At 43.2% G+C, this 15,776-nt stretch carries 17 protein-coding genes; 10 read left to right on the plus strand and 7 right to left on the minus strand.

Features of this window, described 5'->3' with window-relative positions; genetic code table 11:
- Nucleotides 1-40: 40 nt before the first annotated feature.
- Both EL244_RS09310 and EL244_RS09315 read right to left on the minus strand, forming a co-directional pair.
- Entirely contained in the window at nucleotides 41-1,015 is a 975-nt protein-coding gene (locus EL244_RS09310; protein ID WP_126460466.1) for a bile acid:sodium symporter family protein, read from the minus strand.
- 60 nt (nucleotides 1,016-1,075) lie between these two features.
- Complete coding sequence (locus EL244_RS09315) at nucleotides 1,076-2,119, minus strand: oxidoreductase (RefSeq protein WP_006812944.1); 1,044 nt, start codon at nucleotides 2,117-2,119, stop codon at nucleotides 1,076-1,078.
- A gap of 130 nt (nucleotides 2,120-2,249) precedes the next feature.
- Here EL244_RS09315 and EL244_RS09320 point away from each other — a divergent pair, with 130 nt between their 5' ends.
- The 10 genes from EL244_RS09320 to osmB all read left to right on the plus strand — a co-directional run bounded on the left by EL244_RS09320 (nucleotide 2,250) and on the right by osmB (nucleotide 12,029).
- Nucleotides 2,250-2,690 carry a DUF2569 domain-containing protein gene (locus EL244_RS09320; protein WP_112836822.1) on the plus strand — a complete coding sequence of 147 codons (441 nt, stop codon included), beginning with the start codon at nucleotides 2,250-2,252 and terminating at the stop codon, nucleotides 2,688-2,690.
- An 88-nt stretch (nucleotides 2,691-2,778) separates the two neighbouring features.
- Nucleotides 2,779-3,360 (plus strand): electron transport complex subunit RsxA, encoded by a 582-nt coding sequence (gene rsxA / locus EL244_RS09325; RefSeq protein ID WP_006812942.1) that lies wholly within the window; start codon nucleotides 2,779-2,781, stop codon nucleotides 3,358-3,360.
- A complete protein-coding gene (gene rsxB / locus EL244_RS09330) occupies nucleotides 3,360-3,974 on the plus strand; it encodes an electron transport complex subunit RsxB (RefSeq protein ID WP_126460469.1) in 615 nt (204 codons plus the stop codon). Before rsxA ends, rsxB begins: the two co-directional genes overlap by 1 nt.
- Complete coding sequence (gene rsxC / locus EL244_RS09335) at nucleotides 3,967-6,423, plus strand: electron transport complex subunit RsxC (protein WP_126460472.1); 2,457 nt, start codon at nucleotides 3,967-3,969, stop codon at nucleotides 6,421-6,423. The genes rsxB and rsxC overlap by 8 nt, the downstream gene beginning before the upstream one ends.
- An 11-nt stretch (nucleotides 6,424-6,434) precedes the next feature.
- Entirely contained in the window at nucleotides 6,435-7,514 is a 1,080-nt protein-coding gene (gene rsxD, locus EL244_RS09340; RefSeq protein ID WP_126460475.1) for an electron transport complex subunit RsxD, read from the plus strand.
- 9 nt (nucleotides 7,515-7,523) lie between these two features.
- Nucleotides 7,524-8,153: an electron transport complex subunit RsxG gene (gene rsxG / locus EL244_RS09345; RefSeq protein WP_126460478.1), complete on the plus strand. Its 630-nt coding sequence runs from the start codon at nucleotides 7,524-7,526 to the stop codon at nucleotides 8,151-8,153.
- The gene (locus EL244_RS09350) at nucleotides 8,153-8,869 is read left to right on the plus strand and encodes an electron transport complex subunit E (RefSeq protein WP_006812937.1); all 717 of its coding nucleotides are present in this window, start codon (nucleotides 8,153-8,155) and stop codon (nucleotides 8,867-8,869) included. Before rsxG ends, EL244_RS09350 begins: the two co-directional genes overlap by 1 nt.
- A gap of 19 nt (nucleotides 8,870-8,888) precedes the next feature.
- On the plus strand, nucleotides 8,889-9,530 hold the full coding sequence (gene nth / locus EL244_RS09355; protein WP_006812936.1) for an endonuclease III: 642 nt from the start codon (nucleotides 8,889-8,891) through the stop codon (nucleotides 9,528-9,530).
- Nucleotides 9,531-9,652: 122 nt separating this feature from the next.
- Nucleotides 9,653-11,596, plus strand: coding sequence for an exoribonuclease II (locus EL244_RS09360; protein ID WP_126460481.1), 1,944 nt, complete (start codon nucleotides 9,653-9,655; stop codon nucleotides 11,594-11,596).
- A 226-nt stretch (nucleotides 11,597-11,822) separates the two neighbouring features.
- Entirely contained in the window at nucleotides 11,823-12,029 is a 207-nt protein-coding gene (osmB, locus tag EL244_RS09365; protein WP_006812934.1) for an osmotically-inducible lipoprotein OsmB, read from the plus strand.
- Between the two features lie 57 nt (nucleotides 12,030-12,086).
- On the opposite strand, the gene yciH is transcribed toward osmB, so the two are convergent.
- The 5 genes from yciH to EL244_RS09390 form a co-directional block, all read right to left on the minus strand.
- Complete coding sequence (gene yciH, locus EL244_RS09370) at nucleotides 12,087-12,413, minus strand: stress response translation initiation inhibitor YciH (protein WP_006812933.1); 327 nt, start codon at nucleotides 12,411-12,413, stop codon at nucleotides 12,087-12,089.
- Nucleotides 12,410-13,147: an orotidine-5'-phosphate decarboxylase gene (pyrF, locus tag EL244_RS09375; protein WP_039854375.1), complete on the minus strand. Its 738-nt coding sequence runs from the start codon at nucleotides 13,145-13,147 to the stop codon at nucleotides 12,410-12,412. Before pyrF ends, yciH begins: the two co-directional genes overlap by 4 nt.
- Before the next feature lie 46 nt (nucleotides 13,148-13,193).
- On the minus strand, nucleotides 13,194-14,366 hold the full coding sequence (lapB, locus tag EL244_RS09380; protein ID WP_006812931.1) for a lipopolysaccharide assembly protein LapB: 1,173 nt from the start codon (nucleotides 14,364-14,366) through the stop codon (nucleotides 13,194-13,196).
- 6 nt (nucleotides 14,367-14,372) lie between these two features.
- Entirely contained in the window at nucleotides 14,373-14,690 is a 318-nt protein-coding gene (locus tag EL244_RS09385; protein WP_039854374.1) for a LapA family protein, read from the minus strand.
- Between the two features lie 162 nt (nucleotides 14,691-14,852).
- Nucleotides 14,853-15,572 (minus strand): phosphatase PAP2 family protein, encoded by a 720-nt coding sequence (locus EL244_RS09390; RefSeq protein WP_126460484.1) that lies wholly within the window; start codon nucleotides 15,570-15,572, stop codon nucleotides 14,853-14,855.
- Nucleotides 15,573-15,776: the final 204 nt, after the last annotated feature.

Below are 15,776 nucleotides of genomic sequence, written 5' to 3' on the forward strand. Positions count from 1 at the left end.
AAAGGCAGATAAACTGCCTTCTTAAATTCAATGCAAACTACTATTTGTCTAAACGTTTGGCGTAATGCTGGGCGATAACAGCGCAAACCATCAATTGAATTTGATGAAAAATCATTAATGGTAATAAGATTATCCCCACTGAAGCCGCAGGAAACAAGACATTAGCCATTGGAACACCATTGGCTAAACTCTTTTTTGAACCACAAAAAAGGATTGTAATTTCATCCTCTTTATTAAAGCCAAAAATACACGCTGACATGACATTAATAACCATCACCACAACGAGTATGAAACAGGAGACCAAGGTAATAATAAACAGTGAATACGCATCAATTGTTTGCCAAATACCCTCTACTACTGCCTCACTAAATGCCACATAAACCACCAATAGAATTGATGACCGGTCTGTTGTATTCACTAACCGACGGTGACGGTTAATCCAATTAGCAATCAGTGGTCGACATAAATGCCCTACTACAAACGGTAGCATCAGTTGTAACATAATCGAACCGATAGCATTCAAGGTATCCATCGCTTGGCTACCATCCGTATCCATCAGAATACCCACCAAGATAGGCGATAAAAAAACACCTAAAATACTGGATGCCGATGCACTACAAATGGCAGATGCAACATTTCCACCTGCCACTGATGTAAACGCTATCGCTGATTGTACGGTAGCAGGAAGCGCACATAGATATAAAAATCCCATGTAAACAGTTGGAGACATCCATTCAGGAACCATGAACCGCAACGCGACACCGATGATCGGAAAGAGAATAAATGTACTCGCAAATACCAGTAAATGCAGTCGCCAGTGTCCCATTCCAGCCACGATAGATTCTCTGGATAACTTCGCACCGTGCATAAAAAATAGTAACGCAATTGCAGCAGTCGTTAAGTATTGAAAGAATATTTTGACGTTCCCTTCGCAAGGAAAAATACTGGCAACAACTACAACACCAATCATGATTAACAAGAAAGAGTCTATCTTGAGTTTTGCTAATAAATTCATTCGATTTCTCATAAATAAAAGCCAGTATTTAATGACTGGCTTTATCTTCAGCGGTGAACCTTAGAAAATATTTTCAATGGTACGCTTTTGTTGTGCTGACGCTATACCTGCCTCAATCAGCTTCATAATATCGATAGCTTCATTTGGGGTTACAGGATTCGGTTTCCCAAGACGAATAGCATCGTGAATAGCGTCATAATAGCCGCCATAATTTCCTTTTTCGTTTGGCCACGGTTTGCTGACCATGTCATCGCCTTGTGACAACGTCACAATTCCAAGGTTAGGATCTTCCCCCCAATGCTCACCTTGAGGTATAGCACCGCCTTTCAATGCATCTTCCTGTGTATCTAAGCCATACTTAACATAGCTACCTTGCATACCGTGGATAGTATAAATTGGCATTGGTGCAGCAGCGAGTGTGGTGGAGTGCAGAACGACTTTTTTATCGCCATATTCCAGCATTGCATGGAAATAATCCACAGCTTGAGCCCCCGGACGAATAATTCCCAAATCCACAGTAATCCCTGTCGGCTTTCCAAAATATTGCAATACTTGGTCAATAACATGTGGACCTAGGTCATACCAAATTCCAGCACCGGGAATATCTGCTTCACGCCAACGTTGTCTAACAACCGGTCGGTAGCGATCAAAATGAGATTCATAATATTTAATTTCCCCTAAACAGCCATCACGCAAGATTTTTTGCACTGTTCGAAAACCTGAATCCCAACGGCGATTGTGATAAATCGATAGCAATTTTCCGGCTTTTTCAGCCTGCTCTTTCAATTTAACGGCTTCTTCAACGCTCAACGTAAACGGCTTATCGACCACCACATGTTTACCTGCCGCCAATGCATCCCTAGCAAGTGGATAGTGAGTATCATTAGGCGTTGGAATAACGACTAATTCAATTTCAGGGTCAGCAAATAGCTGTTCTGGTGTTGCCACAACCTTTACATCAGGAAAATCAATGTTGACTTTATTGGCGTCACTACTGGAAATCGTTGTTAATTCGAAGCCATCAAGCATCGCTAAAAATGGCGCATGAAATGTTTTACTCGCATAACCGTAGCCGACGATCCCGACTTTAATTGGTTTGGACATTTGAACCTCACAGTAAGTGCTATATTTTGCTATTCTGAAAAAGTATCATCAGAACGAATCAATTAGCAAATAAATCTATGATAGGATTATAAATTATCTATCTTGTTTAGTAATAATGGACTCTTAATTTATGACTTCTGCTTATAACGCTGGCCGCATTACGGGTTGGCTATTAGTACCTGCAAGCTATCTATTACTGACTCTTTTCGCTGTCTGCAGTATGACGGTAATGTACTGTCTCAAGTTTTATGAGATTGTAACGACTATTGATAACTGGAGCGGTTATATTACTCCTGAATGGTATCTTTCATTCGCCATCAGTATCGCAATGACCTTATTCAGTCTGCATGTCACTCAATTGATGTTCAAACGCTCCCGTAATTTCCCACGCCGTTTTACCATTTGGTTACTCGTTTTAGTTTTAATTGGCTTAAAAACATTTGCCTTTTCGCCTATTGATGACCAAACCGCGATTCAAATCCTCGCATGGCCCCTGTTAGGTGCCGCTTTTTTTGTTCCTTATTTGAAAGTTTCGAAACACGTGAAAATGACTTTCACACAAGATCGATAAGCATCACAAAAATAGCTTTGTTATCATAGCCTCCGTTAAACTGACATTGGTCAGTTTTTGGGCTTTTATTCTCATTTCAGGCAATGTAATGACTGACTATTTATTACTCTTTATTGCGACGGTGTTGGTAAACAACTTCGTTCTGGTTAAATTCTTAGGGTTATGCCCATTTATGGGTGTTTCAAAAAAACTCGAAACGGCGATTGGGATGGGGTTTGCGACCACGTTCGTGATGACGCTCGCCTCAATTAGTTCGTGGCTGATCGATACGTTGATTTTGATCCCTTTAGATCTCATATACCTGCGTACATTGAGTTTTATTCTTGTTATTGCCGTCGTCGTACAATTTACTGAGATGGTGGTAAGAAAAACCAGCCCAACGCTGTACCGTCTGTTGGGGATTTTTCTACCGTTAATCACTACCAACTGTGCGGTATTAGGGGTTGCACTGCTTAATATCAATCAATCCCACAATTTCCTGCAATCCGCTGTCTATGGCTTTAGTGCCGCAGTCGGGTTCTCTTTTGTCATGGTACTATTTGCCGCTATTCGTGAACGCCTAGCCGTTGCAAATGTGCCTGCACCTTTTAAGGGTTCGTCAATTGGCCTAATTACTGCAGGGCTGATGTCTCTCGCATTTATGGGCTTTAGTGGTTTGGTGAAATTCTAATGATGTCATTATGGATTGCGATTGGCATATTAGCCTTTTTCGGACTCATTTTTGGTCTGATTTTAGGTTATGCCTCATTACGTTTTAAAGTTGAAGAAGATCCTATTGTTGAAAAACTGGATGCGATTCTACCGCAAAGCCAGTGTGGTCAATGCAGTTATCCGGGATGTCGTCCTTATGCTGAAGCGGTGGCAAACAATGGCGAAATGATCAATAAATGCGCCCCCGGCGGCGAGCAAGTTATGCTCAAAATTGCCGAGTTAATGAACGTTGACCCGCAACCTATTGATGGTGACGAGAACGCACAGAATCCTGTTCGTAAAGTTGCTGTTATTGATGAAGAAAATTGCATCGGTTGTACCAAATGTATTCAAGCTTGCCCTGTGGATGCAATTGTTGGTGCCACTCGCGCAATGCATACCGTAATTGAAGATTTATGTACCGGATGTGACCTGTGTGTTGCTCCGTGCCCAACCGACTGTATTGAAATGGTGCCTGTTAAAACAACCACAACTAACTGGAAATGGGATTTAAATACAATCCCAGTCAAAAATATTACCGAAGAGCCTCTAGCTCAGTCTCAAGCCTCAACTAGAGGTAATGCACATGTTTAATTTATTTAACTGGCTGAAAAAAGATAATATTTGGGACTTTGACGGTGGGATCCATCCACCGGAAAATAAATTACAGTCAAGTCAGACTCCAATGCGAGTTTCTACCGTTCCGAATGAGCTAATTATTCCTTTACAGCAACATTTGGGACCAGAAGGTGAATTGATTGTCCAAGTTGGCGATCAAGTCCTTAGAGGGCAACCTTTAACTAAAGGTACTGGTCGTACCGTGCCTGTTCACGCCTCAACATCTGGCATTATCAGTGCTATTGAACCCATGGTTACCGCTCATCCTTCAGGGTTAAAAGAGCTGTGTGTCAAGATTGCCTCCGATGGGCAAGATGCTTGGTATCCATTACACCCAGCACCTGATTACCATCAACTTTCCCGTGATGAATTACTTAATAAAATTGAACAAGCGGGAATTGCGGGTTTAGGTGGCGCGGGTTTCCCTACTGCTCCTAAATTAGCAGGCGGGAAAGATGCGATTAAAACATTAATTATCAACGCCGCTGAGTGTGAACCTTATATCACCGCCGATGACCGATTAATGCAAGAACATGCTCAGGAAGTCATTGAGGGTTGCCGTGTCTTGCAACATCTTTTAAATCCAGACCAAGTACTTATTGGAATTGAAGATAATAAACCAGAAGCCATCAAGGCATTAAAACTGGCATTAACACCGACTGACCGACAAATTTTTATCCGTGTGATCCCAACAAAATACCCGTCAGGTGGCGCAAAACAACTGACAAAGATACTGACAGGTAAAGAAGTTCCTTCTGGTGCTCGCTCATCCCAAATAGGGGTATTGATGCAAAACGTGGGAACGGTTGTCGCTATCAAACGCGCAGTAATTGATGGGCAGCCTCTCATTGAGCGTGTGGTCACTGTGACCGGTGATGCCATTAAACAACCAGGAAATTTCTGGGCTCGCCTTGGTACTCCAGTAAAACATCTACTTCAACAAGCTGGGTTTGAGCCTGAAAATGAACAAATGGTAATAATGGGGGGACCTTTAATGGGCTTTACCCTCCCCGACCTTAATGTTCCTGTTGTGAAGATCTGCAACTGTTTATTAGTCCCAACAATGGAAGAGATGGGGAAAAAACCAATCGAAGAGGCCTGTATCCGCTGTGGTTTGTGCGTTGATGCCTGTCCTGCTGGCTTATTACCACAGCAACTTTATTGGTTTAGTAAAGGCGATGAGCACGAAAAAGCTCAAAAACATAACTTGTTTGACTGCATTGAATGTGGTGCATGCGCTTATGTTTGCCCAAGTAATATTCCACTTGTTCAATATTACCGTCAGGAAAAAGCGGAAATTCGTGAAATTACTCAAGAAGAGCGTCGTTCCGCAGAAGCTAAGTTACGCTTTGAAGCTAAACAACAGCGTATGGAACGCGAAAAATTAGCGCGTGAACAGCGTCATAAAAAAGCTGCTGTTCAAGTTGATGACGTTGATAAAGACGCCGTCAATGCTGCTCTTGCAAGAGTTAAAGCAAAACAAGGTTTGTCTTCTGAACCTATTAAGATTATTTCAGGAGAATTACCTGATAATAGTGCTGTCATTGCCGCTAGAGAAGCGCGCAAAGCACAAGTGCGCGCAAAACAAGCACAGAAAACAACTGAGCTAACAGGGCAAAATAGCGAAGTCTCAAGTGATGACCCAAGAAAAGCAGCGGTGAATGCAGCCTTAGCTCGAGTTAAAGCGCGTAAAGCTGCACAGCAAGCAGAATCACACATTGAGCCTGCTCCACCGGTTGAAGCTGAAGTTGACCCACGTAAAGCCGCCGTCGCGGCCGCCATTGCCCGTGCAAAAGCCAAAAAAGCGGCTGCTCAGCAAGCCACGGAATCAGTGATTGAGCCTGCTCCACCGGTTGAAGCTGAAGTTGACCCACGTAAAGCCGCCGTCGCGGCCGCCATTGCCCGTGCAAAAGCCAAAAAAGCGGCTGCTCTGCAAGCCACGGAATCAGTAGTTGAGCCTGCACCGCAGGTCGACGCTGAAGTCGACCCACGTAAAGCTGCCGTTGCTGCCGCTATCGCCCGTGCAAAAGCCAAAAAAGCCGCTGCTCAGCAAGCCACGGAATCAGTGATTGAGCCTGCTCCACCGGTCGACGCTGAAGTCGACCCACGTAAAGCTGCCGTTGCTGCCGCTATCGCCCGTGCTAAAGCCAAAAAAGTGGCTGCTCAGCAAGCCACGGTATCGGTGATTGAGCCTGCTCCACCGATCGACGCTGAAGTCGACCCACGTAAAGCTGCCGTTGCTGCCGCCATTGCCCGTGCAAAAGCCAAAAAAGCCGCTGCTCAGCAAGCCACGGAATCGGTGATTGAGCCTGCTCCACCGGTCGACGCTGAAGTCGACCCACGTAAAGCCGCCGTCGCTGAAGCCATTGCGCGAGTTAAAGCGAAAAAAGCGCAACAATCAAATGAACAGTCAACTATAGAGTAAGTGATAAAAAGATGAAATTTAGACCGCTTGATAACAAAGCTCGCCGTTTAAAAATAGCCAGTGCCCCATTTACTCATGATAAACAAAGTACCAGTCAGGTAATGTTTTGGGTCTTACTTGCTGCAATTCCCGGAATTGCAGTTCAAACATACTTTTTCGGCGTGGGTACTCTGTACCAAATTGCATTAGCGATGACGACTGCCGCATTAACAGAAGCGATATCTATCCGTTTGCGTAAGCAGCCCGTACTCCCAGTGCTAAAAGATAATTCAGCCATTGTGACTGCATTACTTTTAGGGGTCAGTTTACCGCCGCTATCGCCTTGGTGGCTGATTGTCTTAGGGACTATTTTTGCGATTATTATTGCGAAACAGTGTTACGGCGGATTGGGACAAAATCCATTTAACCCTGCCATGGTGGGATATGTAGTTCTGCTTATTTCTTTCCCTGTCCAAATGACTAACTGGCTACCACCACAAGAATTACAACAATTACATATTTCTGGATTAGATAGCCTAGCCGTTATTTTTAGTGGGCATACATCAACCGGCGTGACTCTTGATCAGCTACGCACCGGTATTGATGGCATGAGCCAAGCCACTCCATTGGATAGTTTTAAAACTGGCTTACTCACTCACTCGATCTCTGAAGTATTGCAGCAACCTATTCTCCAAGGCTCCCTTGCAGGTATTGGTTGGCAATGGGTCAATATCGCCTATCTTCTGGGGGGATTAATTATGCTCAGCCGCCGAATTATCAGCTGGCATATCCCTGTAGCGTTTATCGGTACGTTGGCAGTACTCGCCATCGTCAGTTGGTTAATCGATGATGCCCGTTATTCACCACCATTGGTACAGTTGCTGTCAGGGGCGACGATGTTAGGGGCATTTTTTATCGCGACGGATCCCGTCACCGCATCAACAACCCCAAAAGGTCGAATTATTTTTGGGATACTTATCGGCTTCTTAGTCTGGGTTATCCGTGTCTACGGCGGTTACCCAGATGCGGTAGCATTTGCCGTCTTATTAGCAAATATCACCGTACCATTAATTGACCACTATACCCAGCCTCGTGCGTACGGACATAAGTAAGGAGCCAGAATGTTAAATACAATGCGTCGTCATGGAGTGATTCTGGCACTGTTTGCCGCAGGGACAACAGCGTTAAGTGCTGCTGTTTATACTCTGACTAAAGATACCATTGCGGAGCAAGCTGCATTAGTGCAGCAAAAACTACTCGATCAAGTCGTTCCTGAATCTTTATATGATAATGAGTTGTCCAAAGAGTGCTATCTAGTCACTAACGAAGCTATACTAGGAAATAAAAAACCTCGCCATCTTTATATTGCCCGTAAAAATGGTCAACCTGTGGCAGCTGCGCTAGAAAGTACGGCTCCAGATGGCTATTCCGGAGCAATCCACGTACTCGTTGGGGCCGATTTTAAAGGTACTGTACTGGGTGTGCGAGTAACTGAACATCATGAAACTCCGGGGCTCGGAGATAAAATTGAAACCCGAATTTCCAATTGGATCACGCATTTTTCGGGTAAGAAAATTGAATCAGATAAAGACCCTCACTGGGCAGTGAAAAAAGATGGTGGTGATTTTGACCAATTTACTGGAGCAACTATCACACCAAGAGCGGTCGTTAATGCCACAAAACGTACCGCCGCATTTATTCAAACTGTGCCTGAAGAATTAGCCAATTATCCTATTTGTGGGGATGAATAATGAGTAGTGAAACGAAAGATTTATTTGCTCAAGGGTTATGGAAAAATAACTCTGCATTAGTCCAACTACTGGGTTTATGCCCTCTGCTAGCGGTCTCTTCTACCGCTACAAATGCCCTTGGTCTTGGGCTAGCAACCACATTAGTTCTGGTATGTACCAATGTGGCCGTTTCAGCATTTCGCCGTTGGGTTCCTTCAGAAATTCGTATTCCCATTTATGTGATGATTATTGCTTCTGTAGTCAGTGCAGTACAAATGTTAATCAATGCCTACGCATTTGGCTTATACGAGTCTCTGGGGATTTTTATTCCATTGATCGTGACTAACTGTATCGTGATTGGGCGAGCTGAAGCTTATGCCTCTCGTAACCCCGTTCCTTTATCGGCAATTGATGGATTAGCGATGGGATTAGGAGCAACCGCTGCCCTGTTTGTGCTCGGAGCAATACGGGAGATCTTGGGTAATGGAACCCTATTTGATGGCGCTGATTTATTGCTTGGTTCATGGGCAAAATCATTACGTATAGAGGTCTTACACCTTGACTCACCATTTTTACTCGCTATGCTCCCTCCGGGCGCTTTTATCGGTCTAGCATTAATGCTGGCAGGTAAATATCTTATCGATGAAAAAATGAAAAAGCGCGCCGCTCTAAAATTAGGTCAACAACCTGCACGTGAATATCAAAAAGAACAAGGTTGTGGCAGCCATCTTTCTTAAACCTGAAGCTTTGTGAGCAATGAATAAAACTAAACGTATTGAAATTCTCACTCGCCTGCGCGATGACAACCCAAAACCGACGACGGAGCTTGCATTTAACTCCCCTTTTGAGTTACTTATCTCTGTCCTGTTATCAGCTCAAGCCACCGATGTTAGCGTTAATAAGGCGACAGCTAAACTGTATCCTATCGCTGATACGCCAGAAAAAATGTTAGCTCTTGGCGTCGATGGCATCAAAGAGTACATCAAAACGATCGGGTTATTTAACACTAAAGCTGAAAACGTGTATAAGACCTGTAAGTTACTCATTGAAAAACATCACAGTCAGGTGCCTGAAAATCGTGAAGCCCTAGAAGCTTTACCCGGAGTAGGACGCAAAACAGCCAATGTTGTGCTCAATACAGCATTTGGCTGGCCAACTATTGCTGTCGACACCCATATTTTCCGCGTGTGTAACCGAACTAAGTTTGCACCGGGAAAAGATGTGGTAGAAGTCGAGGAAAAACTACTCAAAGTAGTTCCCGCTGAATTTAAAGTCGATTGCCACCATTGGTTTATCTTACACGGTCGTTATACCTGCATTGCACGAAAGCCGCGATGTGGATCCTGTATTATTGAAGATTTATGTGAATTTAAAGATAAAGTTTATCCAGAAGATTAACTCCCTTTGCTCTGAGATGCGAATTACCACACAGATATGATGTCATTCGCATTTTTTCCTTGCTCTAAGACTTTGTCTTACGCAACAATAGAGCCAAACTCAACCTCAAATAAACGGTAAGTATGTTTCAAGACAACCCATTACTAGCGCAACTGAAACAAACGTTGCACGCTCAAACACCTCGTGCTGAAGGTCTGGTTAAAAGTACTGAAAAAGGCTTTGGCTTTTTAGAAGTCGACGGACAAAAAAGCTATTTTATCCCGCCACCGCAAATGAAAAAAGTGATGCATGGTGACCGGATCTCTGCCACGATCCACACCGATAAAGATCGTGAATTTGCTGAACCAGAAGCGTTGATTGAGCCTTTTCTTAACCGTTTTGTCGGTAAAATTCAGAAAAAAGATAACGATAATCGACTGTTCGTCATTCCTGACCATCCGCTCTTAAAAGACGCAATATCTTGCCGTCCAGTCAATGGGATCACTCACGAATTTAAACAAGGTGACTGGGTTGTCGCAGAAATGCGTCGTCATCCATTGAAAGGCGATAAAGGCTTTTACGCTGATATCACTGAATTCATTACGTATGGTGATGACCACTATGCCCCATGGTGGGTAACGTTACGCCGTCACCAATTAGACCGTACTGAGCCAGCAATGGTTGACAGCGAGCGCGATGATGAAGGTCTCGAGCGTACAGACTTAACCGACCTACACTTTGTGACTATCGATAGTGCTAGTACCGAAGATATGGATGATGCACTGTATGTCGAGAAAACAACAGAAGGTAATTTAAAGCTGTACATCGCTATCGCTGACCCAACCAGCTACATTAAAGAAGGTAGCGAGTTAGATAAGTTAGCATTAGCACGCTCATACACTAACTATTTGCCGGGCTTCAACATTCCTATGTTGCCTCGCCAACTTTCAGATGACCTGTGTTCCCTACGTCCTAATGAACGTCGCCCCGCTTTAGTCTGTATCACTCAAATCCTGCAAGATGGCTCTATTGATAGCAATATTGAGTTTTTCCTTGCTTGGGTCGAATCGAAAACTAAATTAGTCTACGATGAAGTCTCTGATTGGTTAGAAGAAACTGGCACATGGAAGCCAAAATCAGATGCCGATACTCAGCAAATTTTGCTATTAAAAGAGATGGCTGATAAGCGCCTGAAATGGCGTAATGACAATGCATTAGTCTTTAAAGATAGACCAGATTATCGCTTTATCTTAGATGAGAATGGCTATGTCCTCGATATCGTTGCCGAGAGTCGCCGTACGGCTAACCGTATTGTTGAAGAAGCGATGATTACCGCTAACTTATGTGCAGCTAATGTACTGAAAAATAAATTAGGGTTTGGTGTATTTAACGTTCATATGGGCTTTGACCCTGTACAAATCGAGCAAGTAGTTCAAACGTTAAAAGATAATGGTATTGAAGTGAATGGCGATGAGCTACTCACCCTTGAAGGTTTCCGTCAGTTACGCCGTCAACTAGATTCTCAACCAACCCAGTTCTTAGATAGCCGTATTCGTCGCTTCCAAACTTTTGCAGAAGTGAAAGCCGACCCAGGTCCACACTTTGGTTTGGGCTTTGATGCCTATGCAACATGGACATCACCAATTCGTAAATATACTGATATCGTAAACCACCGTCTGCTGAAGTCGATTATTGCAGGAACGCCAGCCACTGAGAAACCGAGTGAAGAGTTATCGATTAAGTTGGCTGAACGTCGTCGTGCTAACCGTATGGCAGAAAGAGATGTAGGTGATTGGCTATATTCCCGTTATCTGAAACCTTTCGAGGGTACTGATACTAAATTCCCTGCGGAGATCATCGATATCACTCGCGGTGGAGTTCGTGTCAGACTCGTTAATAACGGCGCGGTCGCTTTTGTCCCTGCACCATTCTTGCACAGTGTACGTGATGAAATTCAATGTAGCCAAGAAACGGGTAGCGTATTAATTAAAGGTGAAAAAGCTTATCAGCTGAATGATATTATCGATGTCAACATTGCTGAAGTACGTATGGAAACACGAAATATTGTGGCTCGCCCAGCGGCTTAATTTCTAAGATTTCGTTATTATCTGACCACGGGATTTTGTCTCGTGGTCTTTTTTTGTCCAAAACTCTACATAATTCAAACATTAGCATTTAATGTTAAATAACCCACACTTCTTGACATTTATTTCTGATTATTCTGATCAATTTACACCTTATTCGTGATATTTTAACTCTGCTATATTTTTATAGGTAGTTATCACTAGAAACAACCATGTTGGAGTCATTATCATGAAACGCATCCTCACTTTGGCCATTATTGCAACTGTCGCATTCAGCGTGAGTGCTTGTTCAAATATGTCAAAACGCGATAAAAATACAGCAATTGGAGCTGGAATCGGTGCTGTCGGAGGAGCTATATTAACAGATGGAAGCGCACTCGGCACTGTAGGTGGAGCGGCTATCGGTGGTATTATTGGAAATCAAGTGAAGAAATAAGTCCTTTAATATCCTAGCAAAAGGGGAAACGTAATGTTTCCCCTTCTTTATTTCATTTCAGCCACCAGCTAATTTAACTTGGTAGCCTTTGGCTTCTAAAAGCTGTTTTAGCAAGTCGCGTTTATCACCTTGGATTTCAATATCACCCTCTTTGACGGCGCCACCACAACCACACTTTTTCTTTAACTCAGCGGCGAGTTTTGTTAGCTCCACATCATTGAGATCTAACCCCGTAACCACACAAACACCTTTGCCTTTACGACCCGATGTTTCGCGGCGAATACGCACAATACCATCGCCTTTAGGTCGAGTGATTTGTGGTTTTTCTTCCTCAATCCGCCCAATATCGGTGCTATAAACTAAACGGCTATTCGCGTCACTCATACTAATTCTCTGATTGACTGGTTAATTTGTTGCAGGGTTAGCGCAGGATCGTCACTGCGAGTAATTGGTCGCCCAATGACCATATAATCCACACCCGCTTCAATAGCCTGCTGTGGCGTCATGATACGACGCTGGTCACCGACTTCGCTTCCCACAGGGCGTATTCCTGGGGTCACTAATTTAAAATCGTGCCCACATAGCTCTTTCAATGCTTTCGCTTCGTGAGCAGAACACACCACACCATCTAAGCCACACTGCTTAGTGAGTAATGCTAAGTGTTCTGCATATTCCGCTGGCGTTAAGTTGATTCCGATACCTGCTAAATCAGAGGCATCCATACTGGTGAGAACGGTCACTGCTGTTAATAAAGGGGCATCTTTTCCATAAACTTCGAGCGCTTGACGAGCCGCTTCCATCATACGAGCGCCGCCACTCGCATGAACATTCACCATCCAAACGCCCATCTCAGCAGCCGCAGAGACCGCACGAGCAACCGTATTAGGAATATCATGGAATTTCAGATCAAGAAAAACGTCAAAACCGCGATCATGGAGTGACTTAACAAATTGAGGACCATTAAAAGTGAACATTTCTTTACCCACCTTTAAGCGGCAATCGCGCGGGTCAATCTTATCGACAAACGCTAACGCCGCATTAGCATCTTCATAATCAAGAGCCACAATGATTGGCGAGTGAGTCGTAACGCGAGTGAGGTTCTCAGTTGAGGAAATCATTCTATAGCCTTTATTGAGTGTTAACGTAATTAAAAAAGTGACGTTGTCACTGGCCGTCTAACCCGCGGATGGGCTTAATGGTGTCCCAAGAGCGGCAAGATGGACAGTGCCAATATAATGCACGGGATGTAAAACCACATTTGAGGCAGCGATAATCAGGTTTAGTTCTGATTTGCTCACCAACCATTTTACGCAATAAAATCAAGCTTTCTTTAGCTCGACCCTCTTCTGCTTCCGCTAAATGGTAATCCATCAGACGGTAAAATAAACGCATGGTTGGATGCCGTTGAATTTGATCATTAATATAACTGACGGCGGCTTCATGATTTTGTTTTTCAACAATAATATCGGCAAGATAAAGCTCAGCAATAGCCCCTGAATTACCTTCAACACATTGGCGTAAATAAGCTTCCCAATCATCAGAATGCCCCGTGTGTTGATAACACTCGTATAATAGAGGTAGCGTTTCAGACACTAGTTCACGATCTTGAGAATAAACTTGCTTTAATGCGTTAATCGCTTTTTCATAATTAGCTTGTTCAATAAAAATACGCCCTTTCATTATTGAAATTCGGGCACAATTTTTATCTACCTGCTCGCCTTTATTTAATAAACTTAACGCACCGTCAATATCATCACTTGCAAGCTCTTGAGTTGCCAATTCACAATAAAAATGTGCAATTTGCTCGCGTAATTCTTCGGCGCCTAATTTCACTAATTTAGTGGCAGTCTCAATCGCCTTGCCCCAATCACTGGTCAGCTGATAGATAGTTAATAGGGATTGCAACGCACTCTGTTTAAAATCGACTTCATCCGTCAGCTGTTGAAACATATTTTCAGCGCGATCATACACACCCGCAGTCATATAATCACGACCCAATTGTTGAGTCGCTAACAAGCGCTGTTCAAAGGATAATGCGGCGCTTTCCACCAGCGATTGGTGAATACGAATGGCGCGTTCAACTTCGCCACGGGAACGGAATAGATTACCAAGGGTAAGATGCGCTTCAAACGCGGAACTATCTTCCGTTTTGAGCATTTCAAGGAATAAATCAACGGCTTTATCTTGTTGATTGGATAATAGAAAGTTAACGCCTGTCACGTAATCACGGGACAAGCGATTTGCATGCTGCTGCTTATCTTGTTGAGCACTTCTGCGCCCCATGTACCAGCCATATGCGGCGGCAACAGGTAACAGCAGAAAAAGCAACTCGAACATTGAGGACTATTCCTTGTTCTGAGGCGTCACTAATTCGGTTGAGTCAGAAATAGTTTTCTCTTCAGCACCTAATTGTGATTCTAAACGTCTAATTTTACGACGTGCATTTTTTAAGCTAACAATCGTGCGTAAATAAAATACAGCACAGACCAACCAGCCCAGCACAAAACCGACACCAAATAAGGTAGCAAGTAACGAGGACAAAGAAAAATCCCCTTTTGCAATCAGGTAGTTAAATGTAATAACCTGATCATTGCTTGAACCGAGCGTAATCGACACAATAAAAATAGCGACCGCCAGTAATAAAATCAGAAAGTATTTCACATTTGTTCCCGTTATCAGTTCTTCTCGTTCCAAAACATCTATCTGATAAGGTAGCATTTTCGGCGCTTCCAGACAAAGTAAATTATTAACAGCCCGTATCTTCCAGCACTAAAAATGCTCCTTTTTCATCAAGATAGTCCCAGTGACTGTTATTAGTGCCCCTTATGCTTGACGTCTTTCAAACCAATGTGATTTGAAGATGGCATATCCAATCAAAGCAAAACAACCGCTAATAAAAGTTGATGTCAGGATATCAATTGGCCAATGCATACCGAGCAACATTCGGCTTAGCCCAATCCCTTCCGCCCAAAGACCTAAGAATATAGCTAATGTATATTGACGACGTTGCCAAAATAAGCCGATCAACAATAAAGCCCAACCCGCAGCAAATAACATATGCCCAGATGGGAACGAATATCCTGTTTCAGCTTGCCAATGTTTACGTTGCCATTTAGGGATCAGGTCATTTGATTTAACCGTATCCTTAACTACGTCTGCACGCACACCGCGTTTAAGTTCATAAAATTTGGCTGCATCAATCCCATACGTTGCGCCCATCCAGACCACATAAGGTCTTGGTTCTTGGAAGCTGCTCTTCAATAATGATTTAAGACCTTGCTGCCCCAAAATACAAACTAAAATAATCACGATAAGTTTAACCCACTGCGCTTTAGACTGACGAAAGACAAACAAAGTCAGTAAGGTCAGTAGTATAAACGTGATAATGCTATAGGGCATTCCGGCAGTGTCCGTTAACCACAGTAACCCTTTCATTGTCGGCTGCTGCTCTGGTGTCCATTGCCAGCCTATGCCTATCATAATTATCGGCGGTAACATCAATAAAAATGTAAAAATAGCGATAAGATAAATTGTCTTTTTCATTTAATGTATTCCATAAAAATTCATTATTTCCTTATTAATAAAACTTGCATGAACAACCTATTTACTCTGTTATAGTAGTACAGCGTCGGCAGTGTGCAAAGAATGCCTGACTCTATATGCAAACGTCATATATCATCGATATATTATAATAATTGTCTTATATCGATTTACGTTATTAATTAAGCAAGAGTTACTTTAACTAAT

Source organism: Providencia rustigianii (assembly GCF_900637755.1).
Classification (GTDB): Bacteria; Pseudomonadota; Gammaproteobacteria; order Enterobacterales; family Enterobacteriaceae; genus Providencia; species Providencia rustigianii.

Bases quoted from the DNA above. Each gene is read 5' to 3' on its own strand.
- rsxC (WP_126460472.1), top strand. From the start codon at position 3,967: ATGTTTAATTTATTTAACTGGCTGAAAAAAGATAATATTTGGGACTTT.
- rsxD (WP_126460475.1), top strand. From the start codon at position 6,435: ATGAAATTTAGACCGCTTGATAACAAAGCTCGCCGTTTAAAAATAGCC.
- EL244_RS09310 (WP_126460466.1), bottom strand. From the start codon at position 1,015: ATGAATTTATTAGCAAAACTCAAGATAGACTCTTTCTTGTTAATCATG.
- EL244_RS09315 (WP_006812944.1), bottom strand. From the start codon at position 2,119: ATGTCCAAACCAATTAAAGTCGGGATCGTCGGCTACGGTTATGCGAGT.
- rsxB (WP_126460469.1), top strand. From the start codon at position 3,360: ATGATGTCATTATGGATTGCGATTGGCATATTAGCCTTTTTCGGACTC.
- yciH (WP_006812933.1), bottom strand. From the start codon at position 12,413: ATGAGTGACGCGAATAGCCGTTTAGTTTATAGCACCGATATTGGGCGG.
- EL244_RS09390 (WP_126460484.1), bottom strand. From the start codon at position 15,572: ATGAAAAAGACAATTTATCTTATCGCTATTTTTACATTTTTATTGATG.
- rsxA (WP_006812942.1), top strand. From the start codon at position 2,779: ATGACTGACTATTTATTACTCTTTATTGCGACGGTGTTGGTAAACAAC.
- rsxG (WP_126460478.1), top strand. From the start codon at position 7,524: ATGTTAAATACAATGCGTCGTCATGGAGTGATTCTGGCACTGTTTGCC.
- nth (WP_006812936.1), top strand. From the start codon at position 8,889: ATGAATAAAACTAAACGTATTGAAATTCTCACTCGCCTGCGCGATGAC.
- pyrF (WP_039854375.1), bottom strand. From the start codon at position 13,147: ATGATTTCCTCAACTGAGAACCTCACTCGCGTTACGACTCACTCGCCA.
- EL244_RS09360 (WP_126460481.1), top strand. From the start codon at position 9,653: ATGTTTCAAGACAACCCATTACTAGCGCAACTGAAACAAACGTTGCAC.
- osmB (WP_006812934.1), top strand. From the start codon at position 11,823: ATGAAACGCATCCTCACTTTGGCCATTATTGCAACTGTCGCATTCAGC.
- lapB (WP_006812931.1), bottom strand. From the start codon at position 14,366: ATGTTCGAGTTGCTTTTTCTGCTGTTACCTGTTGCCGCCGCATATGGC.
- EL244_RS09320 (WP_112836822.1), top strand. From the start codon at position 2,250: ATGACTTCTGCTTATAACGCTGGCCGCATTACGGGTTGGCTATTAGTA.
- EL244_RS09350 (WP_006812937.1), top strand. From the start codon at position 8,153: ATGAGTAGTGAAACGAAAGATTTATTTGCTCAAGGGTTATGGAAAAAT.